The 25,156-nt window shown below is 71.6% G+C and carries 19 protein-coding genes; 13 read left to right on the top strand and 6 right to left on the bottom strand.

Annotation, left to right across the window (positions count from 1 at the left end):
* Positions 1 to 34: 34 nt before the first annotated feature.
* From BQ7106_RS04140 to BQ7106_RS10620, 4 genes are all read right to left on the bottom strand, one after another.
* On the bottom strand, positions 35 to 1,468 hold the full coding sequence (locus tag BQ7106_RS04140) for a glycoside hydrolase family 32 protein (protein WP_072371676.1): 1,434 nt from the start codon (positions 1,466 to 1,468) through the stop codon (positions 35 to 37).
* Positions 1,469 to 1,708: 240 nt separating this feature from the next.
* Positions 1,709 to 3,616, bottom strand: coding sequence for a PTS sucrose transporter subunit IIABC (locus BQ7106_RS04135; protein ID WP_240307423.1), 1,908 nt, complete (start codon positions 3,614 to 3,616; stop codon positions 1,709 to 1,711).
* Positions 3,617 to 4,053: 437 nt separating this feature from the next.
* Positions 4,054 to 5,034, bottom strand: a complete 981-nt coding sequence (locus BQ7106_RS04130) for a LacI family DNA-binding transcriptional regulator (RefSeq protein ID WP_072371673.1) — start codon at positions 5,032 to 5,034, stop codon at positions 4,054 to 4,056.
* Between the two features lie 84 nt (positions 5,035 to 5,118).
* On the bottom strand, positions 5,119 to 5,571 hold the full coding sequence (locus BQ7106_RS10620; RefSeq protein WP_129583785.1) for a PTS sugar transporter subunit IIA: 453 nt from the start codon (positions 5,569 to 5,571) through the stop codon (positions 5,119 to 5,121).
* Between BQ7106_RS10620 and BQ7106_RS10800 the strand changes: the two genes are divergently transcribed.
* The 3 genes from BQ7106_RS10800 to BQ7106_RS04110 all read left to right on the top strand — a co-directional run bounded on the left by BQ7106_RS10800 (position 5,545) and on the right by BQ7106_RS04110 (position 9,302).
* Positions 5,545 to 5,739 carry a hypothetical protein gene (locus tag BQ7106_RS10800; protein WP_129583784.1) on the top strand — a complete coding sequence of 65 codons (195 nt, stop codon included), beginning with the start codon at positions 5,545 to 5,547 and terminating at the stop codon, positions 5,737 to 5,739. The genes BQ7106_RS10620 and BQ7106_RS10800 overlap by 27 nt on opposite strands.
* A gap of 11 nt (positions 5,740 to 5,750) precedes the next feature.
* Positions 5,751 to 6,647 (top strand): ROK family protein, encoded by an 897-nt coding sequence (locus tag BQ7106_RS04115; RefSeq protein WP_072371665.1) that lies wholly within the window; start codon positions 5,751 to 5,753, stop codon positions 6,645 to 6,647.
* Between the two features lie 147 nt (positions 6,648 to 6,794).
* Complete coding sequence (locus BQ7106_RS04110; protein ID WP_072371663.1) at positions 6,795 to 9,302, top strand: excinuclease ABC subunit UvrA; 2,508 nt, start codon at positions 6,795 to 6,797, stop codon at positions 9,300 to 9,302.
* A gap of 37 nt (positions 9,303 to 9,339) precedes the next feature.
* Here BQ7106_RS04110 and BQ7106_RS04105 read toward each other — a convergent pair whose 3' ends face one another.
* Positions 9,340 to 11,145 (bottom strand): ABC transporter ATP-binding protein, encoded by a 1,806-nt coding sequence (locus BQ7106_RS04105; protein WP_072371661.1) that lies wholly within the window; start codon positions 11,143 to 11,145, stop codon positions 9,340 to 9,342.
* Positions 11,146 to 11,309: 164 nt separating this feature from the next.
* On the opposite strand from BQ7106_RS04105, the gene argC reads away from it, so the two are divergent.
* From argC to BQ7106_RS04080, 5 genes are all read left to right on the top strand, one after another.
* Positions 11,310 to 12,386, top strand: a complete 1,077-nt coding sequence (gene argC, locus BQ7106_RS04100; RefSeq protein WP_072371645.1) for an N-acetyl-gamma-glutamyl-phosphate reductase — start codon at positions 11,310 to 11,312, stop codon at positions 12,384 to 12,386.
* Between the two features lie 26 nt (positions 12,387 to 12,412).
* Complete coding sequence (gene argJ, locus BQ7106_RS04095; RefSeq protein ID WP_083526885.1) at positions 12,413 to 13,705, top strand: bifunctional glutamate N-acetyltransferase/amino-acid acetyltransferase ArgJ; 1,293 nt, start codon at positions 12,413 to 12,415, stop codon at positions 13,703 to 13,705.
* Positions 13,706 to 13,894: 189 nt separating this feature from the next.
* On the top strand, positions 13,895 to 14,779 hold the full coding sequence (gene argB, locus BQ7106_RS04090; RefSeq protein WP_072371642.1) for an acetylglutamate kinase: 885 nt from the start codon (positions 13,895 to 13,897) through the stop codon (positions 14,777 to 14,779).
* A 10-nt stretch (positions 14,780 to 14,789) separates the two neighbouring features.
* Positions 14,790 to 16,058: an aminotransferase class III-fold pyridoxal phosphate-dependent enzyme gene (locus BQ7106_RS04085; protein ID WP_072371639.1), complete on the top strand. Its 1,269-nt coding sequence runs from the start codon at positions 14,790 to 14,792 to the stop codon at positions 16,056 to 16,058.
* Between the two features lie 522 nt (positions 16,059 to 16,580).
* Positions 16,581 to 17,639, top strand: coding sequence for a type IV toxin-antitoxin system AbiEi family antitoxin domain-containing protein (locus tag BQ7106_RS04080; protein ID WP_129583783.1), 1,059 nt, complete (start codon positions 16,581 to 16,583; stop codon positions 17,637 to 17,639).
* Positions 17,640 to 17,841: 202 nt separating this feature from the next.
* On the opposite strand, the gene BQ7106_RS04075 is transcribed toward BQ7106_RS04080, so the two are convergent.
* A complete protein-coding gene (locus tag BQ7106_RS04075) occupies positions 17,842 to 19,071 on the bottom strand; it encodes an MFS transporter (protein WP_072371632.1) in 1,230 nt (409 codons plus the stop codon).
* A gap of 203 nt (positions 19,072 to 19,274) precedes the next feature.
* Here BQ7106_RS04075 and BQ7106_RS04070 point away from each other — a divergent pair, with 203 nt between their 5' ends.
* From BQ7106_RS04070 to BQ7106_RS04050, 5 genes are all read left to right on the top strand, one after another.
* Complete coding sequence (locus tag BQ7106_RS04070; protein WP_072371629.1) at positions 19,275 to 20,240, top strand: hypothetical protein; 966 nt, start codon at positions 19,275 to 19,277, stop codon at positions 20,238 to 20,240.
* A complete protein-coding gene (locus BQ7106_RS04065; protein ID WP_072371626.1) occupies positions 20,234 to 20,764 on the top strand; it encodes a very short patch repair endonuclease in 531 nt (176 codons plus the stop codon). The genes BQ7106_RS04070 and BQ7106_RS04065 overlap by 7 nt, the downstream gene beginning before the upstream one ends.
* A gap of 106 nt (positions 20,765 to 20,870) precedes the next feature.
* The gene (locus BQ7106_RS04060) at positions 20,871 to 21,647 is read left to right on the top strand and encodes a metallophosphoesterase family protein (RefSeq protein WP_072372055.1); all 777 of its coding nucleotides are present in this window, start codon (positions 20,871 to 20,873) and stop codon (positions 21,645 to 21,647) included.
* An 88-nt stretch (positions 21,648 to 21,735) separates the two neighbouring features.
* On the top strand, positions 21,736 to 23,547 hold the full coding sequence (locus tag BQ7106_RS04055; protein WP_072371623.1) for a GNAT family N-acetyltransferase: 1,812 nt from the start codon (positions 21,736 to 21,738) through the stop codon (positions 23,545 to 23,547).
* Between the two features lie 203 nt (positions 23,548 to 23,750).
* Positions 23,751 to 25,139, top strand: coding sequence for a hypothetical protein (locus BQ7106_RS04050; RefSeq protein WP_072371620.1), 1,389 nt, complete (start codon positions 23,751 to 23,753; stop codon positions 25,137 to 25,139).
* The last annotated feature ends 17 nt before the right edge of the window (positions 25,140 to 25,156 follow it).

The following is a 25,156-nucleotide window of genomic DNA, read 5'->3' as shown; positions in this document are numbered from 1 at the left end:
TTCCTCTCGGGAGACGTCGGGGGCCCCGCCATTGTTACACAAGCTCGTAGCACCCCTTCATGCCGTCGCCCATCTCCCACACAAGGCACGGTGACGCGCCGCGCGCCTCGAGCGTGAGGGCGGGGGAGCGGGGGAACCAGCGGGTCGAGAGCACGACCCGCCCGTCGTTGACGTAGACCTCCACGGCCGAGCTGTCCACGAGGATGCGCAGGCTCGAGACGCCGTCGCAGGCGGCCTTGCGGACCGTGCGGCCCGCGCCCACGCGCTCGTCGAGAAACTCGAGGCGCACCAGCCCGTCGGCGCACGCCACGCGGAGCGCCCCGTCGAGCGCGAGCTCGACCGGTCCCGTCACGTTGGGGAGAAGGACGTCCGCCCGGTGCTCCGCGAGCGCGAGCGTCCCGTCCCCCGCGAGCTCGTGGCGCGCGCCGCGCAGCGCCTCGAGCTCGGAGACGGGCCGCTGGAGCAGCGCCCCGTCCGCGCCCGCCGTGACCTCGCGCGGGACCGTGAGGCAGTGGCACCAGCCCAGACCGTCCGGGGCGCTCTCGAAGCCGGCGTCCGGGAGCCCCATCCAGGCGAGAAGGACCGTGCGGCCGGACTCGTCGACGAAGGTCTGCGGCGCGTAGAAGTCGAAGCCGCAGTCCCAGCGGCAGAACCCCGCGGGGTCGAGGTAGAGCTCGCCCGCGTGCCCGAGCTTCTCGCCGGCGGGAAGGGGCAGGTAGCCCGCCTGGTCGCGGATGCCGTTGGCCCAAGGGCGGTCCTGCATGCCCTGTGGGCAGACCGAGAGCCACTCCCGGCCGCCGAGCTCGATGCGGTCCGGGCACTCCCACATGTAGCCGAGGGGCTCCGTCGCGCGCACGGTCCCGGCGTTTGCCCAGGCCACGCCGTCCTCCGAGCGCAGCACGAGCGCGAGGCCGTGGTCATCGAGGTCGCGCGCGCCCAGGATCATCCACCACGCGCCGTCCTCGTGCCAGACCTTGGGGTCGCGCACGTGGCAGGTGCAGAAGTCCGGGTAGTCAGCGTTTCTCAGCAGCACGTCCTTCTCGCCCAGGGCAAGGCCGCCGGGGGCTGTTGGGTCTGCCGTGGCCTCCACGAGGATCTGCGTGGCGCGCCGGCCAGCAGTAATGTAGTCGAAGTCACCGGGCTCCTTGACGTTGCCGGTGTAGTAGAGGCGCGCGCCGCCTTCCACGGGCACGGCGCAGCCGGAGTAGGCACCCGAGGCCTCGTCGGGCGTGTCGGGGGCGATGGCAAAGTCGCGGCCTACGGCGCGCCAGTGGGTGAGGTCGTCGCTCACGAAGTGCCCCCAGCCGCGCGGCGCGTGCGGGGCCGGCCAGTCGGGGCTGTACTGGAAGAACACGTGATAGGTGCCGCCGAGCTGGCAGAGCCCGTTGGGGTCGTTGAGCCAGCCGGTGGGCGGCATGATGTGGAAGCCCATTCTCCAGGGGTCGTGGTGGGCTGCTGCGTTGGTCATCGGATCTCCTATCGGTGGGGAGGGGGCGGCCCCCGCCGGGGCTGCCCCCTCGGCAGGAGGGCGGGACGCGGGCGAGGCCGGGGTGCGTGCGGGTTGCGGACGGTCTGGGATGGGGAAGCGTCCACAACCCGCACGTTGTGGAAATGCGTGCGAGTTGTGGACGGTCTGGTGCTCAAAAGCGTCCGCAACCCGCACGCCCGTCCTGCGGCGGGCCTCGCCCGGGACCCGCCGCCCGGTCTGCTACGCCAGCTCGACGAGCGGCTCCCCGGGGCACGCGGCGCCGAGGCGCGGGGTCACGGAGCCGTAGGCGTCCGTGTTGGTGACGATCACGGGCGTCACGGGGTCGAGCCCGGCGGCGTGGATGGCGTCGAGGTCAATGTCCATGAGCAGCTGCCCGACGCTCACGTGGTCGCCCACCTTGACGTGCGCGGTGAACGGCCTGCCCTCGAGCGTCACGGTGTCGATGCCGATGTGCATGAGGACCTCGGCACCGGCGTCGGTGGTCATGCCGAGCGCGTGGCCGGTCTCGGCGAGCACGGTGACGGTTCCCGCGGCCGGCGCGCAGAGCCTGCCCTCGGTGGGGCGCACGGCGGCGCCGGTGCCCATGGCCTCGCTCGCGAAGACGGGGTCGGGAACCTCGGTCATCCTGATGGCGGTGCCGGCGAGCGGCGAGACGAGGGTCTCGGCACGCGTCGCGGGTGCGGCGTCCGTCACCGCGGCCACGGCGGCGTCGGCAGCGGCGGCGGAGAGGACCGCGGCGCTCTCGGCGTCGGCGGCAGGCGCGCTGACGGAGGCCTCGGCGACGGGCGCCGCGGCGGCCTGCTCGGGGTCGCGGTAGAGCACGAACGAGATTGCAAAGGCCACGACGCCGGCGATGGCGAACATGATGACGTACTGCAGCGGCTGGTTGAGGCAGAGCAGGATGCCAAAGATGCCGGTCACGCCGGTGCCGTTGGCGCCGAGCTGCACGATGGAGGCGAACATGGCGCCCAGGCCGCCGCCGATGCAGCCGGCGACGAAGGGCTTGAAGAAGCGCAAGTTCACGCCGAAGATGGCGGGCTCGGTGATGCCCATGAACGCGGAGAGCGAGGAGGGGAGGGCGAGCGAGCGGATCTTGACGTCGCGGGTCTTGAGGGCAACGGCGAGCGCGGCGCCGGCCTGGCCGATGTTGGCGGCGGAGGCGAGCGGCAGCCAGTAGGTCACGCCGTAGGCGGCGATCTGCCCGAGGTCGATGGTGGTGTACATCTGGTGGATGCCGGTGACCACGGTGGGGGCGTAGAGGGCGCCCATGATGAGCGAGCCGATGCCCAGGGGCAGCGTGATGAGGAACTGGATGCCGCCGAGGATGGCGTTCTCGGCCCAGACGAAGACGGGGCCGACGGCGAGCATGGTGACGTAGGCGGTCACGGCCACCGAGACGAGGGGCGTCACGAAGAGGTCGAAGGCCTCGGGGACCACCTTGTGGAGGCGCTTCTCGACGAAGGCGAGGATGCCCGCCGCGATCACGATGGGGATGACGTGACCCTGGTAGCCGGTCCACTCGATGGAGTAGACGCCGGGGATGACGGCGTAGGTCTGCTGCACGCCCTCGGTCGCCACGGTGTTGGCGTTCTGGAGGCCCGGGTTGATGAGCAGCATGCCGATGACGGCGCCGAGGTAGGGGTTGGCGCCGAAGGCCTTGGCGGCGGAGAAGCCGATGAGGATCTGAAGGAACGTGAACGCCGTGTTGGAGACGAGGTTCAGGATCTGGTACCAGGCGTTGTTGGTGTCGAGTGTGATGAAGCCGTTGGCGTCCATGAAGGAGAGCGCGCTCATGATGCCCAGGAGCAGGCCCGAGGCCACGATGGCCGGGATGATGGGCACGAAGACGTCGCCCAGGAGCTTGATGGCGCGCATGAAGGGGTTGGTCTGCTGCTGCGCGGCGGCCTCCTTGACCTCCGCCTTGGTGGCGGCGGTGATGTGCCCGAGCGCGATGAACTCGTCGTAGACCTTGTTCACCGTGCCGGTGCCGTAGATGACCTGCAGTTGTCCGGACGCCTTGAAGTTGCCCTTGGCGCCGGTGGCGTTGTCCACCGCAGCCTGGTTCACCTTCGAGTCGTCCGCGAGCACGAGGCGCAGCCGCGTCGCGCAGTGCGCCGCGGAGACCACGTTGCCCGGCCCCGCCTATCGCGTCCAGGATCTCTTGCGCGGCCTGTCGGTAGTCGAGTGCCATTGCTGCTCCCTTCGCTTCTTCACGCCCCTCCATGATAGCCTGCTACTGTGGTGTGAAAACGTTCCCATATGGAATCGTTCTCACAATACGATGGCAAAGCGACGAGGGCGACGCTGACTGGTGAGCGGCATGATTGTTTCGGTGAACGGCACTCCGTTGGGAAGCGAGGGGTCACGCGACCCTCGGGCGAGAAGAACCTCTGGCTCGGGCCGCCATGCCCGGCGCGAGCTTGGCGCCGCCGCGCGAAATCGCGTCGAGTGCGCGCTCCTCGCCAGCGGGGAGCGCGCACTCGGCCGCATCTCTGTCCGTTCGGATAGGAATGACGTCGAGTGCGCGCTGCTCACCGCGCACTCGACGCGTATTCGGCCCGCACTCAGCGCGTGGAGTTTCTCGCCACGACCTCGTAGCCCATCTTGACCTCGCGCGGGACGGACTCGCCGGTCATGAGCCCAACGAGCATCTTCGCCGCCTCGCTGCCGGAGGTCTTGTAGTGGTGGTGCACCGTGGTGAGCGTCGGCGTCACGATCTGCGAGATCTCCGCGTCGCCGACGCCGGTCACCTGGACGTCCCCGGGGACGCTGCGCCCGTACTCGCGCAGGCAGGTGAGCGCGCCGTAGGCGATGGAGTCCGTGGCGCAGACGATGGCGTCGAGCTCCGGGTACTCGTCGAGCAGGCGCTCGGCCTGCTCGTAGCCGGAGTCCACGGTGAACTCCGCGACGGTGAGCGCGCGCTCGGGCACCTCCACGCCGCGTTCGGCGCACGCCTCGAGGAAGCCGCGGCGGCGCATCTGGCCCGCGGAGACGTCCTCCTCGAGGACGCCGATGTAGGCGGGCCTGCGCGCCGACCGCAGGGCGACGGCGGTCACGTCGCGCAGGGCGTTGAGGTCGTCCTGGTAGACGCAGGTGAGGCCGGGCACGTTCTGGTCGAGCGCCACGATGGGCACCGGCAGCGCGGCGACCGCGTCGGCGTGCTGCGGCGTGAACACGGTGGCGATGAGGATGACGCCGTCGACCTGGTTCTTCTCGGAGAAGAGCCGGAGGAACTCCACCTCGCGCGCGGCGTCGTTGTCGGTGTTGGCGAGCAGCACCCGGTAGCCGACGTCGTTGAGCACGAGCGTGATTCCCGCGACCATGCGGCTCACCGAGGCCGAGTTGATCTTGGGGATGATGACGCCGACCACGTTGGTCTTGCCGGTGCGCAGCGCCTGCGCCTGGCGCGACGGCACGTACCCGGTCTTCTCGATGACGCGCCGGATGGCGGCTCGCTTCTCCTGGCTCACGTACCCGTCGTTGAGGTAGCGCGAGACGGTCGCGCGCGAGACGCCCGCCATCTGGGCGATCTGGTTGATGTCCATGCTGCCCCCCTCTTTCGGAGAGAGTGTATCGCAAGGGGGCGGGGGAGGGGGAGCCGGCCTCGGCCGCGCCCGACGCCCGTCGCGCTACACGGCGCCGGAGAGCACCTCGAGGAACTGCGCGTAGCTCGCGACCCCGATGAGCTCCTGCTGGAGGTGGTGGTCCTCGACGATCCTCACGAGCAGGTCGTAGAGGTGCTCCATCTCGACCCGGTCCCCGGGGCGCACGGCGAGCAGAAACACGATCTGCACGGTGTCGCACCGCTCGCTCCAGCGCACCGGGCGCTTGAGGATCGCGGCGCTCACCATCGTGCGCCGCGCGTCGGGGCGCATGGTGTGGGGGATGGCGAAGACCTCGTTCAGGCTCGTGTCGGCGACCCGCTCGCGCTCGAGCGTCGACGCGAGGAAGCCCTCGTCCGCGACCCCCTCGCGCACGAGCTGGTCGCACATGCGCCGAAGCAGCTCGTCCTTCTCGACCGGCTCGTCGACGACGAGCTGCGCCCCGGCATGGTCATGAGGCTCTACAATGGTCTTGACCATGAGGCTGCGGGAGCCACGATCCGCGTCCCGGGCACCATCGAGCACGCGAGCTACGTCGACCTGCTCGAGCGCGACAGCGCCCCCGTCGCCCACGACGGCGCCACGATCACCGTCGACCCCATCGGTCACTGCAAGTTCGTCTCGGTGTACGTTGAGATCACGGCGTAAGGAGAAGAGCAATGGCTGACGAGAAGGACAGGGGCGCGCTGCTCGGCGCGCTCGAGGCGGGCGGCACCAAGATGGTGCTTGCGACGGGCTACGCCGACGGAACGGTCGTCGAGCGCTTCGAGACGCCCACCACCGCCCCCGAGGACGTGGTGCCCCGCATGGCGGCCTGGTTCAAGGAGCGCGGCGTCGCCGCCGTGGGCGTGGGCGCCTTCGGCCCGACGGGCGTGAACCCGCGCTCCGCGACCTTCGGCCACGTCCTCGACACGCCCAAGCCGGGCTGGAGGGGCTACGACTTCCGCGGCGAGATGATGCGCGGGACCGGCGTCGCGGTGGGCTACGACACCGACGTCAACGTGGCGTGCCTGGGCGAGGTCACCTTTGGCTCCTCGCGCGGCCTCGACGTGGTGGTCTACCTCACCGTGGGCACCGGCGTGGGCGCCGGCGTCATGATCGACGGTCGGCTGCTGCACGGCATGCTGCACCCCGAGGCCGGCCACGTGCTGCTGACACGCCGCGCCGACGACCAGGCGCCGAGCTCCTGCCCGTTCCACGACAACTGCCTCGAGGGCCTCGCCGCCGGCCCCGCGATCCAGAAGCACTGGGGCGCCCCGGCCGTCGAGCTCGCCGACCGTCCGGAGGTCTGGGACCTCGAGAGCGACTACCTCGCGCAGGCGCTCGCCGGCTACGTCATGTGCTACTCGCCGCAGCGCATCATCCTGGGCGGCGGCGTCATGAAGCAGGAGCAGCTCTTCCCGCTCGTGCGCGAGAAGGTCGCCGCGAACATCGCGGGCTACCTCAAGACCGACGAGCTGGCGGACATGGACTCCTACATCGTGCCCGCCTCGCTCGGCGGCGACCAGGGCATCATGGGCTGCCTCGAGCTCGCCCGCCGCGAGCTGGAGGCGTAGCGCGCGACGCGCCTCGTGCGACATGACCCCCCCCTCAGGGCCCGCCTCGCTCCCTCGGGGCGGGCCCTGGCATGGGTCGCGGCCCCGCGTCCTTCTCGCCCGGGAGTATCATCGGTGGGGGAGGGGAGCCGTCGAGAGGAGCCGCTCATGCCGAGGTCCGACCAGCCCACTCACATAGAGGTGCGCGGCGCGCGCGTGCACAACCTCAGGAGCGTCGACGTGGACGTCCCGCTGGGGTGCCTCGTGGGGGTCGCGGGCGTCTCCGGCTCCGGCAAGAGCTCGCTGGCCCTGGGCACGCTCTACGCCGAGGGCAGCCGCCGCTACCTGGACGCGCTCTCCACCTACACGCGCCGCCGCATCTCCCAGTCCGCGCGCGCCACGGTGGACGAGGTGCGCCACGTGCCCGCCGCGCTCGCGCTGCGCCAGCGCCCCGGCATACCCGGCGTGCACTCGACCTTCGGCACCGCCACCGAGCTGCTCAACTACCTGCGCCTGCTCTTCTCGCGCCTCGGCAGCCACCGGTGCCCGCACTGCGGGGCGCACGCCGAGCCGTCCATGGCCGTGGCGCTCATGCAGCCCATCACCTGCCCCGCCTGCGGCCGGGAGTTCTTTGGCCCCGGCGCCGAGGACCTGGCCTTCAACAGCGCCGGCGCCTGCCCCACCTGCGGCGGGACCGGCATCGTGCGCACGGTTGACGAGGCGAGCCTCGTGCCGGACGAGGGCCTCACCATCGACGAGGGCGCCGTCGCGCCCTGGAACACCCTCATGTGGGACCTCATGAAGCAGGTCTGCCGCGAGATGGGCGTCCGCACCGACGTGCCCTTCCGCGACCTCACGCCCGCCGAGCGCGACATCGTCTTCCACGGGCCGGCGGTCAAGAAGCACATCCTCTACCACGCCAAGAAGGGCGACAACTTCGCGGAGCTCGACTTCACCTACTTCAACGCCACCTACACGGTGGAGAACGCGCTCTCAAAGGCCAAGGACGAGAAGGGCCTCGCGCGCGTGGCGCGGTTCCTGCGCGAGGACGTGTGCCCGGACTGCGGCGGCACGCGCCTCTCGGCCGCGGCGCGCGGTCCCGTGGTGGACGGCATCACGCTCGCCGATGCCACGGCGATGACGCTCGACGAGCTGGCGGCGTGGGTGCCGCGCGTGCCGTCCCGCGTCCCCGACGAGCTGCGGCCGATGGCCGAGACCATCTGCGCCGAGATGGCCGAGCCCATGGAGCGGCTCAAGCAGCTCGGCCTGGGCTACCTCTCCCTCGACCGCGCGAGCTCCACGCTCTCCACGGGCGAGCGCCAGCGCGTGCAGCTGGCCCGCGCCGTGCGCAACCGCACCACCGGCGTGCTCTACGTGCTCGACGAGCCCTCCATCGGGCTGCACCCCTCCAACGTGGACGGGCTGCTCGGCGTCGTGGACGACCTCCTGTCCGACGGCAACTCGGTCGTGCTGGTGGACCACGACGTGCGCGTGCTGCGCCACGCGGACTGGCTCGTGGAGATCGGCCCGGGCTCGGGCGCCGACGGCGGCCGCGTCATCGCGCAGGGACCGCTGCCCAGGGTCGAGAAGGACCCGGGCTCGCGGATCGCGCCGTTTCTGACGGGGGAGCGCCGCGTGCGGGTGCGCGAGCGCGCGGCCGCCGCGGACGTCTTCGCGCGCGGCGCGGTGCGCCTCGAGACGGGGGCCGTCCACACGGTGCGCCCGCTCGCGGTCGAGGTCCCGCGCGGGCGGCTCACGGCGGTGACGGGCGTCTCGGGAAGCGGCAAGACCACGCTCGTGCTCGAGAGCCTCATCCCGGGCCTGCGCGCGGCCATCGCGGGCGAGGCGCTGCCGGCCCACGTGCGCTCGGCGGACGCGGCGGGCCTGGCGCGCGTGAACCTCATCGACGCCACGCCCATCGGCGCCAACGTGCGCTCCACGGTCGCCACCTACTCCGGCGTCCTCGACGACCTTCGCCGCGCCTACGCCAAGACCGACGCCGCGCGCGAGCGCGGCCTCAAGGCGGGCGCGTTCTCCTACAACACCGGCAGCCTGCGCTGCCCCACCTGCGACGGAACGGGCCAGATATCGCTCGACGTGCAGTTCCTGCCGGACGTGGACGTGCCCTGCCCGGACTGCGGCGGCACGCGCTTCTCGCCGGCCGCCTCGGAGGTGCGGCTCGCGGGCGACATCAGCCTGCCCGAGCTTCTGGGCTACACCGTGGACCAGGCGCGCGAGGCGCTCGGGCAGACGCGGCTGCGCACGGCGCGCGCCAAGCTCGAGGTGCTGCACGACCTGGGGCTCGGCTACCTCACGCTGGGGGAGGCCACGCCGGCGCTCTCGGGCGGCGAGGCCCAGCGCCTCAAGCTCGCGAGCGAGCTCACGCGCGACCAGGCCGACGCGCTCTTCGTCTTCGACGAGCCCACGATCGGCCTGCACCCGCTCGACGTGGAGGTGCTCCTGGGCGTGCTGGAGCGGCTCATCCGAAACGGCGCCACGGTGGTGGTGATCGAGCACGACCTGGACATGATCGCCAACGCGGACTGGGTGATCGACATGGGGCCCGGAGGAGGCGAGGCCGGCGGGCGCGTGGTCTGCGCGGGCACGCCCGAGGAGCTGGCCGCGTGCGCCGAGAGCGTCACCGGACGCTACCTGGCCGAGGAGCTCGCCGGATAGGGGGAGCCCGGGCCGCGCGGCCCTTCTCGCCGGCGCGCTACTCGCCCTCGAGGAAGGCGCCGGTCTGGCGGTCCCAGAGGCGCTCGTACTCGCCGCCGGCCTCGGAGAGCTCGGCGTGCGTGCCGTCCTCCACGATCTTCCCGTCGGCGAGGACCACGATGCGGTCGAGCGAGGCGACCGTGGAGAGGCGGTGCGCCACCACGATGCTCGTGCGGCCGGCCATGAGGTTCTCGAGCGCCCCCTGCACGAGCGCCTCGGACTCGCTGTCGAGCGCGGAGGTTGCCTCGTCGAGCACGAGGATCGGGGCGTTGGCCAGGATCGCGCGGGCGATGGCCACGCGCTGGCGCTGCCCGCCTGAGAGCTTCACGCCGCGCTCGCCGACCATCGTGTCGAGCCCCGCGGGGAGCCGCTCGATGAACTCGGCGGCGTTGGCCAGCCGCGCCGCGCGCCAGATCTCTTCGTCGGTGGCGTCGGGCCGGCCGTAGGCGATGTTCTCGCGGATGGAGCGGTGGAACAGCAGCGCCTCCTGCGGCACGTAGGCGATGCTGCGGCGCAGGCTCTGCTGGGTGCAGCGGCTCACGTCCTGGCCGTCCACAAAGACGTGGCCGTCCTGCACGTCGTCAAGGCGCAGCAGCAGCTTGGTGAGCGTGGTCTTGCCCGAGCCCGAGCGGCCGACGAGGCCCACGCGCTGTCCGGAGGGGATGTGGAGGGTGAGGTCCTCGAAGACCCGCTCGCCGGGCGCGGCGTCGTGATAGGCGAAGCCGAGGTGGTCGAAGTCGATGGCGCCGTGCGTGACGGAGAGCTCCGCGGCGAGCGGCTCGTCCTCCACGAGGCGCGGCTCGTCGAGGACGCGCGTCATCTCCGCGGCGTCACCGAGGGCGCGGTTGATGCGCTGCATCATGGAGTTGATGTAGTTGAAGCGCATGGAGAGCTGGTAGGTGTAGGTGAACATCATCACGAGCGTGCCCGCCGAGATGCCGAACCACGCGTTGCCGCCCGCCACGAAGACCGAGACCACGAGCATGATGACGGTGATGAGCGTGCTCGTGGCAAAGCCGCGGCGCATGGTGGCGTGCATGCTGCGCGACTCCGCCTCGCGCGCGGCCCGCGCGGCGTCGTCGAAGAGGCCGCGCTCGTAGTCCTCGCGCCCGCAGGTCTTGACGGCCAGGATGTTGGTCACCGCGTCGGAGAGCACGCCGGAGAGGCGGTTCTGCGCGGCGGCCGTCCGCTGCGAGAGCGGCAAGATCTTGTGGTAGAGGTGGGTGGCAACCGCCACGTAGGCCACCAGGAGCACGGTGAGGATGGCCATGTAGCTCGGCACCACGGGCGCGAGCGCCACGAAGGTGCAGACCACCGATGCGACCGTGGGGATGAGCGAGTAGACCACCACGTCCACGAGGGCAGTGTAGCCGCCGGTGAAGCGCGTGGTCTGGCTCACGAGCGACCCGCCGAAGCGACTCGTGTGGAAGGTCATCGACTGGTTGGAGAGCGTGTCGAAGCACAGGCGCGAGAGGTGGTAGTTGCCGTTGATCTCGAGCTTGTAGACGGTGTAGTCCTGGAGCTTGGAGAGCGCTTGGCCCACGGCGTTCACCACGAGGAGGGCGACCACGTAGGGTCCGAAGACCTCGGCCACCCGGTCGGCGGGGACGGGCGACGCCTGCACCCGGTCCACGATGAGGCCCATCACGTACGTGTTGACGTAGGTGAGCAGCGCGACGTAGCCCGCGGACGTGATCACGGCGAGCGCGGCTATGCCGGGTTGCATCCGCGTGACGTCCCAGAAGCGCCTGAGCGTGCGGCGGACGGTGGGGCGCTGGAGCGGCGCGACGTTTCTCTGTGCCATGGGGCCTCCCTCGTTCTTCTCGCCCTGAGAGGGTAGCACGTTGGCGACGCATCGTCACTTCCGCGGGGCGGCGAAGTGTGTCAGGCAGGTGTCGGCTCGTTGACACCCGTCGGACGGGGTCCTACCGTGTGCCAAAAAAGCAACGGGCGAGAGGGACGTGTGAGATGGGGACCATTCGGGCGTGCGTCGTGGGGGCAACGGGCTATGCGGGCGTCGAGGCCTGCCGGCTCATCTTGGGCCACCCGGACCTCGAGCTCGTCATGGCCACGGACCGCAAGGAGGCCGGGACGCGGCTCGACGCCGTCTACCCATCCCTCGCGGGCGCCTGCGACCTCGAGCTCTCCCTGCCCGACCCCGACGCCATCGCCGCCGCTGCCGACGTGGCCTTCCTCGCCGTCCCGCACACCGCGAGCCTCTCGCTCACCCCGGCGCTGCTCGAGCGCGGCGTGACCGTGCTCGACCTCTCCGCGGACTACCGCCTGCGCGACGCCTCCGTGTACGAGGCGTGGTACGCCACGCCGCACACGAGCCCCGAGCTGCTCTCCCAGACGGTCTACGGGCTGCCCGAGCTCAACCGCGCCGGCCTCGCGGGCCTCGCCGCGCGCCGCGCCGCCGGCGAGGCCGTGCTCGTGGCCGTGCCGGGCTGCTACCCCACGGCGACCGCGCTCGCCGCCGCACCCGCGCTCTCCGCGGGCCTCGCGTCCGGCGACCTCGCGATCGCCGACGCCATCTCGGGCGTCTCCGGCGCGGGTCGCGGGTGCAACGCGCGCACGCACTTCTGCCATGCCAACGAGTCCGTTGAGGCGTACGGCGTGGCCAGGCACCGCCACACGCCCGAGATCGAGCAGACCCTCTCCGACGTGGCGGGCCGCGAGATGTCGGTCGTCTTCACGCCGCACCTCGCCCCGCTCACGCGCGGGCTGCTCTCCACCGTCTACCTCGAGGCTGCGCCGGGGGTGACGGCGGACGACGTCCAGGCCGCCTACGAGCGCGCCTATGCCGACGAGCCGCTGGTCACCGTGCTGGGCGCCGGTCAGATGCCCGCGACCGCGTCCGTCTTCGGCACGGCGCGCGCCCAGGTGGGCGTCGCGCTCGACGCGCGGCGACGACGCACGATCGTCGCGTCCTGCGCGATCGACAACCTCGGGAAGGGGGCGGCCGCGCAGGCCGTCCAGTGCGCCAACGTGGTGCTGGGCCTCCCCGAGACCGCGGGGCTCCTCGCCCCGGCGCCCCTCGTCTAGCCCCAAGACCAACGGAGAAGAGCCTCATGAGTGACTTTGCACCGCTCGAGGTCCCGGTCGCGCCCGACGCGCCCGAGGCCTTCGGCTTCATGCCCTGCGACGGCGGCGTCTGCGCCGCGGCGGGCGTCCGCGCCGCCGGCGTCTCGGCCGGCTTCCGGAAGAACCCCACCCGGTTCGACCTGGCCCTCGTCGTGACCGACGAGGCGTGCCCGGTCGCCGGCACCTTCACCACCAACCGCTTCTGCGCGGCGCCCGTGACCGTGAGCCGCGAGCGCGCCGCGCGCCCGGGCGCCCGGGCGCGCGCGGTGGTCCTCAACTCCGGCAACGCCAACGCGGCGACGGGCGAGCCGGGGCTGGAGGTCGCCCGTCGCTCGTCCGAGATCGTGGCGGCCGAGCTGGGCTGCGACTCCGAGGAGGTCCTCGTGGCCTCGACCGGCGTGATCGGCGTGCCGCTGCCGCTCGCCCCCTTCGAGGCGGGCGTCCCGGCGGCCGTGGCGTCCCTCGGCGCCGACGCCGCGCACGCCCACGACGCCGCGTGCGCGGTCATGACCACCGACACCCGCCCCAAGGAGGTCGCCCTCGAGGGGCGCGTGAGCGACGGGCGCGGCGGGGAGGTCACGGTCCACGTGGGCGGCTTCGTCAAGGGCTCCGGCATGATCCAGCCCAACATGGCCACGATGCTCGCCGTGCTCTCGACCGACGCCCCGCTCACCACCGAGGCCGCTCGCGCCGCCCTCTCGCTCGCCGTCCGCGACAGCTTCAACAAGGTGACCGTCGACTCCGACACCTCCACCAACGACACCGCCCTGCTCCTCGCGACGGGCGCGGCGGGGGGCGAGCCGATAGGCGTGGACTCGCCCGCCTTCCCGGCGGTGGCGGCCGCCGTCAAGGGGTGCTGCGTGGAGCTCGCGCGCAAGATCGCCGCCGACGGCGAGGGCTCGACCAAGCTCGTCACCGTGAGCGTCATGGGCGCCTCCAGCCCCTCCGACGCCGACGCCGTCGCCCGCGCGATCGCGAACTCGCCGCTCGTGAAGACGGCCATCTTCGGCCACGACGCCAACTGGGGCCGCGTCGCGGCCGCGGCGGGCAAGTGCGGCGTCGCCTTCGACCAGGCGCGCGTGGACATCGACTTCATGGGCGTGCCCGTGTGCCGCTCGGGCCTCACCGTCCCCATGGACGAGGAGGACATGCTGCGCCGCTTCGAGGCCCCGGAGATCGACATCGCCGTGGACCTGGGGGCGGGGGCGTGCGCGACGCGCGTCTGGACCTGCGACCTCACGCACGACTACGTGACCATCAACGGCGACTACCGGACGTAGCCGGTAGGGCCGGGACGGGGAGGCCCCGCCGCGAGTTCCTGGCGCGTCCTGGGCGCCAAGCTGTTTGAGCGCCGGGACCTCCCCGTCCCCGCCGTCACGTGGGACAGGGGGACGGAGCGCTGACAGCTCCCCCGTCCCCCTGTCCCACGACCCCACCGTTCTTCTCGCCAGCGCACGTAAGGAGCAGACATGAAGCAGCGTGACCGGCAGCAGCGCCAGGCGGCGGCCTCCAAGGTCGACGTCCTGAACGAGGCGCTCCCGTGGATCCACCGCATGGCCGGCAAGACCTTCGTCATCAAGTACGGCGGCTCCGCCATGGAGGACCCCGAGCTCTGCCGCCAGGTGGTGGCCGACATCGAGATGCTCAAGCTGCTGGGAATCCGCATCGTGCTCGTCCACGGCGGCGGCAAGGCCATCAGCGCGCACGTGAGGGCGCTCGGCCTGCCCGTGAGCTTCAGGGGCGGGCTGCGCGTGACCGACGACGCCACGATGGAGGCGGTGCGCGAGGTGCTCGTGGGCAAGGTCAACCAGGACCTCGTCTGGGCGCTCAACGAGTACGGCCACAACGCGGTGGGGATCTCGGGGGCGGACGGCAAGACCCTCAAGGCCGAGCCCGTCGACCCCGAGCTCGGGCGCGTGGGGCGCATCCGCGAGGTGGACCCGAGCCTCATCGAGACGATCCTCGCCGACGGCTACATCCCTGTCGTCGCCACGGTGGGCTGCGCCCCGGACGGCTTCTACAACATCAACGCCGACGTGGCCGCGGGCAAGATCGCGGAGGCGATGGGCGCGGACAAGCTCATCTACCTGACCGACGTCGACGGGCTCTACGAGGACGTCGACGACGAGGACTCCCTCATCCAGTCCCTCTCGCGCGCCGAGACCCACGAGCTGCTCGAGTCGGGGCGCCTCGACGGCGGCATGCTGCCCAAGATCCGCTCGATCTCGGAGGCGCTCGATGCGGGGGTCTCGGAGGTCGTCATCCTCAACGGGACCTTCCCGCACTCCCTGCTTCTTGAGATCTTCACCGACGCCGGCTGCGGTACCATGTTCACACAGGACGAGTTCGAGTGAGAGGATGGCCATGTCTGACGAGAACACCGTGAGTGAGCCCACCGTCTCGACCGTTGACGCGGAGGTCGTCGACGCCGACGCGGCATTCGTCATGCCCACCTATGCGCGCTACCCGGTCGAGTTCGTCTCGGGTCACGACGCCACGCTCGTGGACTCCACGGGCAGGGAGTACATCGACCTGCTGGGCGGCATCGGCTGCGTGAGCCTGGGCCACTGCAACCCCATCGTCGCCGACGCCGTGCGCGACCAGCTCGGCCGCGTGTGGCAGACGAGCAACTACTTCTACGACGCCACGCGCGCCGAGCTCGCCGCCGCGCTCTCGAGCCTGCTCTCGACCACCACCGACGAGGGCGGTCACGTGATGGGCTCCACGGGCACGCGCTGGAAGACCTTCTTCGCCAACTCGGGCGCCGAGGCAAACGAGGGCGCCTTCAAGCTCGCCCGTCGCTGGGGCGAGAAGAACCTCGACGGCGCCAGCGTCATCGTGTCCGCGCGCCAGAGCTTCCACGGCCGCACGCTCGCCACGCTCGCCGCGACCGGTCAGGACCGGTTCCACCGCAGCTTCCGCCCGCTGCCGGAGGGCTTCGTGGCGCTGCCGCTCAACGACATCTACGCCCTGCGGGAGCGCATCGAGCGCGGCGGGGTGTGCGCCGTGATCCTGGAGTGCGTGCAGGGCGAGGGCGGCGTCTGGAACGCAAACTACGACTACATGCGCGACGTCCGCGAGCTCTGCCGCGAGAAGGGCGTCCTCATGATCGTCGACGAGGTGCAGACCGGCTTCTTCCGCTGCGGATCCCCGTTCTGCTTCCAGCGCTGCGGGATCGAGCCCGACGTCGTGAGCATGGCCAAGGGCATTGCCGACGGCTTCCCCATGGGCGCGGTCGCGGCGCGCGCCGACGTGGCGGACCTGCTCGCCCCGGGCGACCACGGGTCGACCTTCGGCGGCAACCAGCTCGCCTGCGCGGCGGGGCTCGCGTGCGTGAACGCCCTCGTCGACCTGGGCATCGGCGAGCACGTGCTGTCCGTCGGGCGCCACCTGCGCCACCGCCTGAGCGCCATGGACCACGTGGTCGAGGTCCGCGGTCACGGCCTCATGCGCGGCGCGGAGCTCGACGTGCCGGTCGCCGCGCGCGCGGTCGAGGCGGGCCTCGCGGAGGGCCTCGTCCTGAACCACATCGGCGACTCGATCCTGCGCTTCCTCCCGCCGCTCGTGATCACGTGCGCCGAGGTCGACGACGCGTGCGACCGCCTCGAGAGGGTCATCGCGCGCCTGGCGTAGCCCCGCGCCGCGCGGGCCTCGCCGTATGGCGTCCCCGCGCCGCGCTTCTCACGTGCGGGTTGTGGACGGAATCGGGACCCGAACCGTCCGCAACCCGCACGTTCCTCGAACGCGTGCGGGTTGTGGTCGGTTTGCGACCTCATTCCGTCCGCAACCCGCACGCATCTCAATCGCGTGCGTGCTGTGGTCGGTTTGCGACCTCATTCCGTCCACAACCCGCACGCATCTCAATCGCGTGCGGGTTGTGGTCGTTCTGCGTTCAGAAATCGTCCGCAACCCGCACGTTCTTCTCGGCGGTCAACTTAGGCGCGGGACGGATGCCGACCACCCCGGAAAACCTACCGCTCGCGGCATTTCTCGACGCTTACCGCTCTCGATCACGAAGCTTCGCACCATGGTCGAGCTGCAAGAACGCAATGCGTTCAGCTCTCATAACAATCAAAAAATAAATAGAAAAGAAATTGTTGCAAGCGCCGCGCGCCGACTTGTCGGACAATTCGCCCCCACGGGGGAGGGGGAGCCATGAGTCGAGCCGTTGAAGCGATGATCGCGGAGCAATTTCGCCGGGCAGCAGAGGAGCGGAGCTGCTACGTGCCGCTGGGCGACGATGCCGCCCGCGTCAGGCGCGCGCTCTCGCGGCGCGTCGCCGGAGGGTCGGTGGTGTCGCCGGCGCGCGGGCTCTTTGCCGACGCGGGGGAGTGGGACGACCTGCGGCCGGGCGAGCGGTCCCTGTGGATCGCGCGCGGGCTCGAGGCGCTCCACCCCGACTGGGTCTTCTGCGGCCCGACGGCGGCGCTCGCGTACGGGATCGACGTCTCGGACGACCTCGTCGGGCGCGTTCACGTGGCCACCGCCCCCGGGCGGCACGGCTCGAACCCTCGGACGCTGGTGCGCCACCCCGTTCTTGACGGGCGCGACCCCCTCGGCGGTGTGGTGGACGTGGACGGGCTCCGGGTGACCTCGCCCGGGCAGACGGTCTTCGACTGCCTGCGCTGGACAGACTTCCCCCGTGGCCTGGGGGTCATCGACTCGGCCCTGCGACAGGGGGTGACGTGCGCCGACGAGCTCGCCGCGCTCGCGCAGACCTATGCGACGCGCAGGCGCAACGTCGAGCGGGTCCTCGCCGCGCTCGACTGGGCGGACCCGCGCAGCGAGAACGGCGGCGAGTCCATCGCACGCGGTCGCATGCTGCTGCTCGGCTACGTCCGCCCCGAGCTGCAGGTCGAGGTCCCTCGCGTCGTCGAGGACGGGCGCCCCTACCGCGCCGACTACTGCTGGGTGCGCGCCGACGGCCTCGTGATCTTGGGGGAGCTCGACGGCAGGGCGAAGTACGTCGAGGAGGAGCTCATGGGCGGGCGCAGCATCGACGAGGTGCTCTCGGACGAGAACATCCGTGGGTCGCGCTTCACCCTCTACGACGTCTCGCTCATGAGGTTCGGGTTTGGCGTGACGGAGCACCCCGCGGAGTTCGCGCGCGTCCTTGACGAGTACGGCGTGCCCCGGCGCGGCACCCCGCTCGCGCTCCCGGACGGCGCTCCGATGATCCCGGACTGGGACTCTCTGCGCCGCAACCCGCGCTGAGGCGCCCAACCGCCCCGCCGCCCGCTCACGTGGGGGCCACTCGAGAAGAACGTGCGGGTTGCGGACGGTTCCGGCTCAGGTTCCGTCCACAACCCGCACGTACTCAGAACGCGTGCGGGTTGCGGACGGAATCGGGACCCGAACCGTCCACAACCCGCACGTCTTGTGTGGGGCCCGGGCGCGTGCCGGCCTCGACCGGCCCCTATGCGCCGGTGCGCTCCGGTACCCGCAGCATCACGCAGAACCCCACCACGAACAGCACCGCGATGGAGAGCACTCCGATGCTGGAGTTGCCCGTGAGCGCGGTGAACGTGCCCACGAGGAACGTGCCGAGGATGGCGGCGTACTTGCCGAAGATGTCGAAGAAGCCGAAGTACTCGTTGGCGCGCTCCTTGGGGCAGAGCTTGCCGAACTCGGAGCGGCTGAGCGCCTGGATGCCGCCCTGGAACATGCCCACGAGGATGGCCAGGAACCAGAACTCGACGGCCGAGCGCAGGAAGAACGCGGCGAACAGCGTGATGCCGAAGTACGCCGCGATGGCGATGAGCAGCATCCGGCGCGTGCCGTACCGGGAGGAGAGGCGGCCGTAGATGATCGCGGAGGGGAAGGCGACGAACTGCGTCACCAGGAGGGCGAGCACGAGCTGGGTGGAGTCGATGCCGAGGTCGGTCCCGTAGCTCGTGGAGAGCTTGATGATGGTGTGGACGCCGTCGATGTAGAAGAAGTACGCGATCATGTAGTAGCGGATGGCCCGGTTGCCCCAGATCTCGCGCAGGGTGCCGGCGAGGCCGCGGACGGCGCGGCTCACGGCGTGCGGCTCGCGCGGCTTGTAGTGGAGCTGCTGGACGTTCCTGAGCAGGGGGATGGTGAAGATGGCCCACCACGCGCCCGTGATGCAGAACGCGATCTGCATGGCGGTCTGCATGGTGATCCCGAGCGCGTCGGCGCCGAGCACCACGCCCAGGCACGCGATGAACGGAACGCAGCTGCCGATGTAGCCCCAGGCGTAGCCCTGGCTCGAGATCTCGTCCATGCGCTCGTCGGTGGTGGTGTCGACGAGCAGGGCGTCATAGAAGACCATCGACGAGTTGAGCGCCACCGAGGAGATCACGTACACCACCAGAAACGCGAGCGCCGCCGTGACGAAGCCGAGCGCGACCGTGGCGACCACGCCCGTGCCCACGCAGCCGACGATGAACTTCTTCTTCATGCCCTGCATGTCGGCGATCGAGCCCAGGATGGGCATGAGCAGCGCGATGATGAGCGAGGCGACGGTCTCGGCGTAGCTCCACGCCACGACGACCCCTCCCTCGGGTGCGAGCGACGAGAAGTAGATGGGGATGACGCTCGTGGCGAGCAGGACGAGCGCCGAGTTGCCCACGTCGTAGACGATCCAGCTCTTCTCGGCCTTGGTCATTTTCTGTTGGGCCATGGGACTTCCTCTCCTTGGGGTCGCAACGTTTCCATGGTAGGCGAGCGTCATCGGCGGGGCGGTAAGAACTCGGTAAATCGCCGAGAAGGACGTGCGCGCAGCGGGCGAGAAGAACGTGGTGCCGGGGGCGCCCTCGGCCTCCGCCCGTCACGCGCGCGGCGCGCCGTGGCATAATCGGGGGAGGAAACGACGAAAGGGCCGCCATGCCTGCGATTCTCACGCACGATCTCTTCGGTCGGGGCGTCCTGGAGGACGTCTCCGAGGTACTGGGCATGCGCTCCGTTGACGAGCGCGACGCGTTCCGCCTGGGCAACCAGGGTCCCGACCCGCTCTTCTACCTCGTGGTCGACCCGCTCATGCACAAGTGGTCGCCGCTCGGGGGCGCCCTCCACGAGTGCAGCCCCGCCGACCTCATGGTCGCCATGCGCGAGGCCGCGCTGCGCCTCGACGGCCGCGAGCGCCAGGTCGCGCGCGCCTACGTGGCGGGCTTCGCGTGCCACTGGCTGCTCGACTCCACGATGCACCCCTTCGTCTACCACTGGCAAAGCGGCCTCACCTCGGCGGGGGTGCCCGGGCTCGACGGGTCCGCGGCGTCGCGGGTCCACGCCGAGGTCGAGCGCGACTTCGACGAGATGGCCCTCCACGCGCTCACGGGCCGCACCGTCGAGCGCTGGCGCCCGCACGAGCGGACGCTCCAGGGGTCGTCCGCCGTGCTCGCCGCAGTCGACAAGGTCTACTTCTACGTGGCGCTCTGGGTCTTCGAGCGCGCCATCGACCCGAGGACCTTCTCCACGGCCGTCCGCGAGTTCCGCCTGGTCCAGCGCGTCTTCGACTCGCCCTCCGGCCGCAAGCGCGCCGCCCTCGCCGCCGTCGAGCGCGCGGTCACGCGCTCGCCCTTCTCGCTCGTGATGTCGATGTCGCACCGCGCGCGTCCCGAGGACGTCTCCGACTTCGACAACCGCGCGCACGCGCCCTGGGAGAACCCCTTCACCCACGAGGTCTCCACCGCGGGGTTCTGGGACCTCTTCGACGCGGCGCGCGCCCGCGTGCTCCCCACCGTGGACGAGCTCTTCTCGGAGGGGTTCGACGTCGCGGCCGCGCGCGAGCTCACGCGCGACGTCAACTTCGAGGGCGACGTCGCCGAGCCCGGCGAGGCGCCCCGGTGGTAGCGCGCGCCGGCGTGCCGGCCGCCTCCTCGGAGGCGACGCGCCACGTCATGCAGGCGAACCGAAGCAAGAACACCAAGCCCGAGCTCAAGGTCCGCGCCGCCCTGCGCGCCGCCGGGCTCACGGGCTACCGCCTGCACTGGAAGAAGGCCCCCGGGCGCCCCGACATCTGCTTCCCGGGCCGTCGCGTGGCCATCTTCGTGCACGGCTGCTTCTGGCATCGCTGCCCGCACTGCTCCCCCTCGCGCCCCAAGACGCACCCCGAGTTCTGGGAGGCGAAGTTCGAGCGCAATCGGGCGCGCGACGCCCGTGACTGCGCGCTTCTGGTCTCGTCGGGCTGGACCGTCGTGGTGGTGTGGGAGTGCCGCCTCGGCCGCGACCGCTTCGACGCGACGATGTCCGAGGTCGTCGACCAGGTCCGCCGCGCCGCCGACGGCCCCCTGCCGCCGCGCGTCGTGGAGGCGGGGTCCATGAGCGCGTGGCGCATGCGCGAGCTGCGCGTCCGTCGCCGCTCGAGGCGCTCCTAGAGGTCCTTCTCGACCGCTCGCCAGCCGGGCGTGGTCGCTGAGCTGCGCAGGTGCTAGGCTTGAGGCAGGGCGGCGGGAGCCGCGTGACAGGATGGGGGACTCGCACATGGCCACATACGTCTTCTCGGACGTGCACGGTCACCGCGCGCCGCTCGAGCGCGCCCTGATGCGCATCTCGCCCTCCGACGACGACCGGTTCTTCTGCCTGGGCGACATGATCGACCGCGGGCCCGACCCGGTCGGGGTGCTCAGGGTCTGCCGCTCGCTGCCCAACGCGTGCGTGCTCATGGGCAACCACGAGGACCTCATGATGGCGTGCCTGAACGACCCGAGCGACCCGCTCGCGACCATGAACTGGGGCATGAACGGCGGCGCGCGGACCTCGGAGGGGCTGGCTGCCCTCGACGAGGACGAGGCAAACGATCTCGTCGACTGGGTGCGCGGGCTGCCGCGCTGGGCCCAGGCGACGGTGGGGGAGCGCCGCTACGTGCTCGTGCACGCGGGCGTGCGCATGGGCAGGGTGCTGCTGCCCTCGGTCTGGAACGACCGCACGACGGCCGCCTACCTGCGCGCGCAGGACCCCGAGGACCTCTCGTGGATCCGCGAGGAGTTCTGGGGCGCGCCGCGCGGCCTGTCCGGCGAGGACGGCACCGGCCCCGTGGTCGTGGCGGGCCACACCCCGACCCCCTACCTCGAGCGCATGGCCTCCGAGGTCGACCGAGAGCCCCTGGGCCCGGACGGCCTCGCGCGCATGGTGCGCGTGGGCGGCGACCGCTGGGACATCGACTGCTGCGCCGCGGGCGGCGCGGGGCTCGGGCAGGTGCTCGTGCTGTGCCTCGACACGGGCGAGGAGGTCTACGAGCCCGTCGGCGAGGGGGAGTAGGGGCGGGGCGCCGGCCCGGGGCGGTCGCCGCGCGCCGAGCATGTACAATGGTCTGCCAGTCCTGCACCCCTGACACAAGAGGGACCACATGAGCCTCGCCACCGTCGCGCGTGCGGCAGACCTGCTGCACGGCGCCCTCGATACCGTAGCCGAGAAGGACGGCTGGGTCCGACCCCAGCGCTTCGCCCCCGCGCAGCTGCGCGCGCTCGGGAGCGTGCGCGCGTGGCACCCGGGGCTCTACCGCGCCATGGCGTCCTGCACGGCGGGCGTGGCGGTCGAGTTCTCGACGGACGCGACGCGCGCCCGCATCGAGGTGCGCATGGACGAGTTCCCGCGCGGGACCGGGGCGGTGCTCGCCGACGTCGCCGCGTGCGAGGGCGGCCCCACGCCGCCCTACGACGGCGTCTCCGTCGAGATCGACGGCAGGCTCCTGCCGCCCATGGTCCCCGACGAGCGCGGCGTCGTGGAGTTTTCGCTCGACGACCCGCTGAGCGCCCCCGAGCCGGGCCTCGTGCGCCTTCCGCTGCCCGGCATGGGCGAGCCGCACCGCGTGCGCGCGTGGCTGCCGTGCCTGACCTCGTGCGCGGTGCGCGAGGTCTCGGCCGACGGCACCTACCTCGAGCCCGTCGCGCCGCGCGGGACGCTGCTCGTGCTCGGTGACTCCGTCGCCCAGGGCTTCGTGTCGTGCGGGGGCGGCGGGTCGTGGACGGCCCTGCTCGCCGCCCACCTCGGCCTCGACCTCCTGAACCAGGGCGTGGGCGGGCAGGTCTTCCAGCCCGGGTCGCTCGCCGGGCTCTCCGAGCTGGTGCGCCCGGACGCCATCGTCGTGGAGTTCGGCGAGAACTACCGCTACGAGCCGTGCCAGGCGTCCCGCGTCGAGCGCGAGGCGCTCGTCTACCTCTACGAGGTCGCCGAGGCGTGGCCGGACGTGCCCACCTGGGTGCTCACGCCGCTGCCGCACCTGGAGGAGCGCTACCCGACCAACCCGCGCAGCTGCGCGGACGCCGTCGAGGGCATCATCTGCGCCGCCGCGGCGCGCCACCCGCAGATGCGCCTCGTGAACGGGTCCGCCCTGCTCGACGCCGACGACCTCGGGGCGCTTCTCGCCGACGGGTCCGACCACCCCTCGCCCGCGGGCCAGCGCATGCTCGCGGAGCGGCTCTCCTTCGTCGTGGACGCCACGTGGGCCACCCCGGAGCAGCGCCGCACCATAGCGCTCGCGGTGTGCGAGCGTGCGGGGTCGGGGGCGCTGCCGGTCGCCGAGGCGCTGCGCCGCGGCATCGGCGAGGTGCTGCTGGCCGACAAGGGCGCGGTGATCGTGGCGGTCCCCGGCGGCTCGACGCTCGTGTGGGCGTCCCGCCGCGGCGTCGTGGGCCGGGCGCTCACGTGCCTGGGCGCGCGCGGCGTCGTCACCGTGTGCGGCGAGCGCCGCCTGGCCCGCGAGGTCGTCCGCGCCGTCGGGGGGACCGCGCGCCCCTGCCACCTCGTCACGTGGGAGGGCGACGCCCCCGCCGCGGACGCCGCGCGCGACGTCCGCGTGCTCACGAGCGCCTATGCCGGCGCGATCCGCGAGCACTACGCGCACCCCGAGTACCTCGCGCCCGGGGAGCTCGAGGCGCTGCTCGACGCCGGGGCGTTCCTCGGCGGCTTCGAGGAGGGGAGGCTCGTGGGGTTCGTCGGCGAGCACGCCGACGGCTCGATGGGCATGCTCGAGGTCTTCGAGCCCGCGCGCCGCCGCGGGTGGGGCACGACGCTCGCCGCGGCGAAGGTTGCCGCCACGGTCGAGGCGGGCAACGTCGCGTGGGCGGCGGTCTGGCCCGACAACGATGCCTCGCTCGCGCTCGAGCGCTCGATGGGGTTCTCCGTCGCGGACGCCGACGGCCTCTGGTACGTGTCGTAGCGCGCGCCCGCGCGCCGCCGGCTCCGGCGGCGCCGGCCCTCCCGCACGCGTGTCCGCCACTGCGGCGGAGCTCTCCACCAAGGATTCACAAATCAACTATTTTCGTCCGGTCATTTGCGCATGGTGTCACTAACACCTACAATGCACGCCGCGCGCGGGGTTTTGGCCGCGCGCCCCCGCACACCGCGCTCAAGGGAGCAACGATGAACAACCTTCAGAGTCTTGCGCTCGAGAACGAGTTCTGCGACATCGCATGCGAGCTGGGTGGTGACGTCGAGGGCAAGGCCGCCGGCAACGCCTACCTCGAGGCCTCCCACCCGATCTACGACCAGTCCGGCACCTCCACCTGGACCCTCACGCCCAAGGTCTTCACCACCTCCGAGGTGGACGTCCTCGCCGACGCCGCCCAGACCATGGGCCGCATCATGGAGAAGGTCACTCAGCGCTACCTCTCCGACCCCGACTTCCGCGCGCTGTTCCGCCTCTCCCCGGAGGTCGAGGAGCTGACCCTCGTCCCCACCGGCTACGAGCAGCTCATCCCCTTCGCCCGCCTCGACGTGCTCTTTGACGAGGAGAGCGGCGACTTCACCTTCACCGGCGTCACCACCGACAGCGCCAAGGGCACCACGGCAGCCGTCGACGTCACCCGCGCCATCCAGCGAACCGAGACCTACCGTCGCTTCGCCGAGCGCCACCGCTCCATCGAGACCTTCGACATCGCCGACGGCGTCATCGCCGCGCTGCGCGAGACCTACACCTCCTGGGCGAACGCCGACGAGGGCAGCCACCACCCCGACCGCCCGGTCGTGGGCATCGTGGACTACCCGGAGAGCGCCACCCCCGCCGAGTTCGAGGACATCATCGAGCGCATGGCCGACGAGGGCGTCTTCGCGCGCTTCGTCGACATCCGCGACCTGCGCATCGAGGAGGCCGCCGGCGTGCGCCGCCTCGTGGACTCCGAGGGCCCCATCGCCTGCGTCTACCGTCGCGTCCTCGTGAGCGAGATGGTCGAGAAGCCCTGCGACGGCGTCGACGCCCTCGTGGAGGCCGCCCGCCGCGGCCTCGCCTGCGTGATCGGCGGCTTCCGCCCCTGGCCCGCCTCGACCAACGAGCTCTTCTCGGTGCTGTGCTCCGACGCGGCGGAGTCCGTGCTCGACGCCCAGGAGCTCGCCTTCGTGCGCGCCCACGTGATCGAGACCCACTCCCTCGCCCCCGACACCGACCTCGCGCCCTACCTGGCCGACAAGGACTCCTGGCTCGCCCGCCCCGCCGGCGCCTACGACATCGCCCAGGCCGTGGCCGGCGTCGACTGCGAGACCACCGACGACTGGTGGCGCGTCCTGCTCGCCTGCGCCGAGGAGGGCGGCGTCGTCCAGGCCTACAAGCCCGCCTTCGAGACGCCCGTGGTGGTCGGCGGCGACGCCGTCGACGGCGGCTTCGACCCCGCCGAGAAGCTCCGCGCCCGCTCCATCGCCGGCCTCTTCCTCTTCCGCGGCCAGTTCGGCGGCATCTACGCCCGCTGCGGCTTCGAGGGCGCCTCGGGCCTCTGGGAGCGCCGCCTCGACATGGGCTGCATCGTCGCCAACGGCTAGGCGCGCCGTGGCGGAGC

This window comes from Thermophilibacter mediterraneus, assembly GCF_900119385.1.
In the GTDB taxonomy this organism is placed as follows: Bacteria; Actinomycetota; Coriobacteriia; order Coriobacteriales; family Atopobiaceae; genus Thermophilibacter; species Thermophilibacter mediterraneus.
The sequence above is the reverse complement of the archived record's forward strand: the minus strand, read 5'-3'. Positions and strand labels throughout refer to the sequence as shown.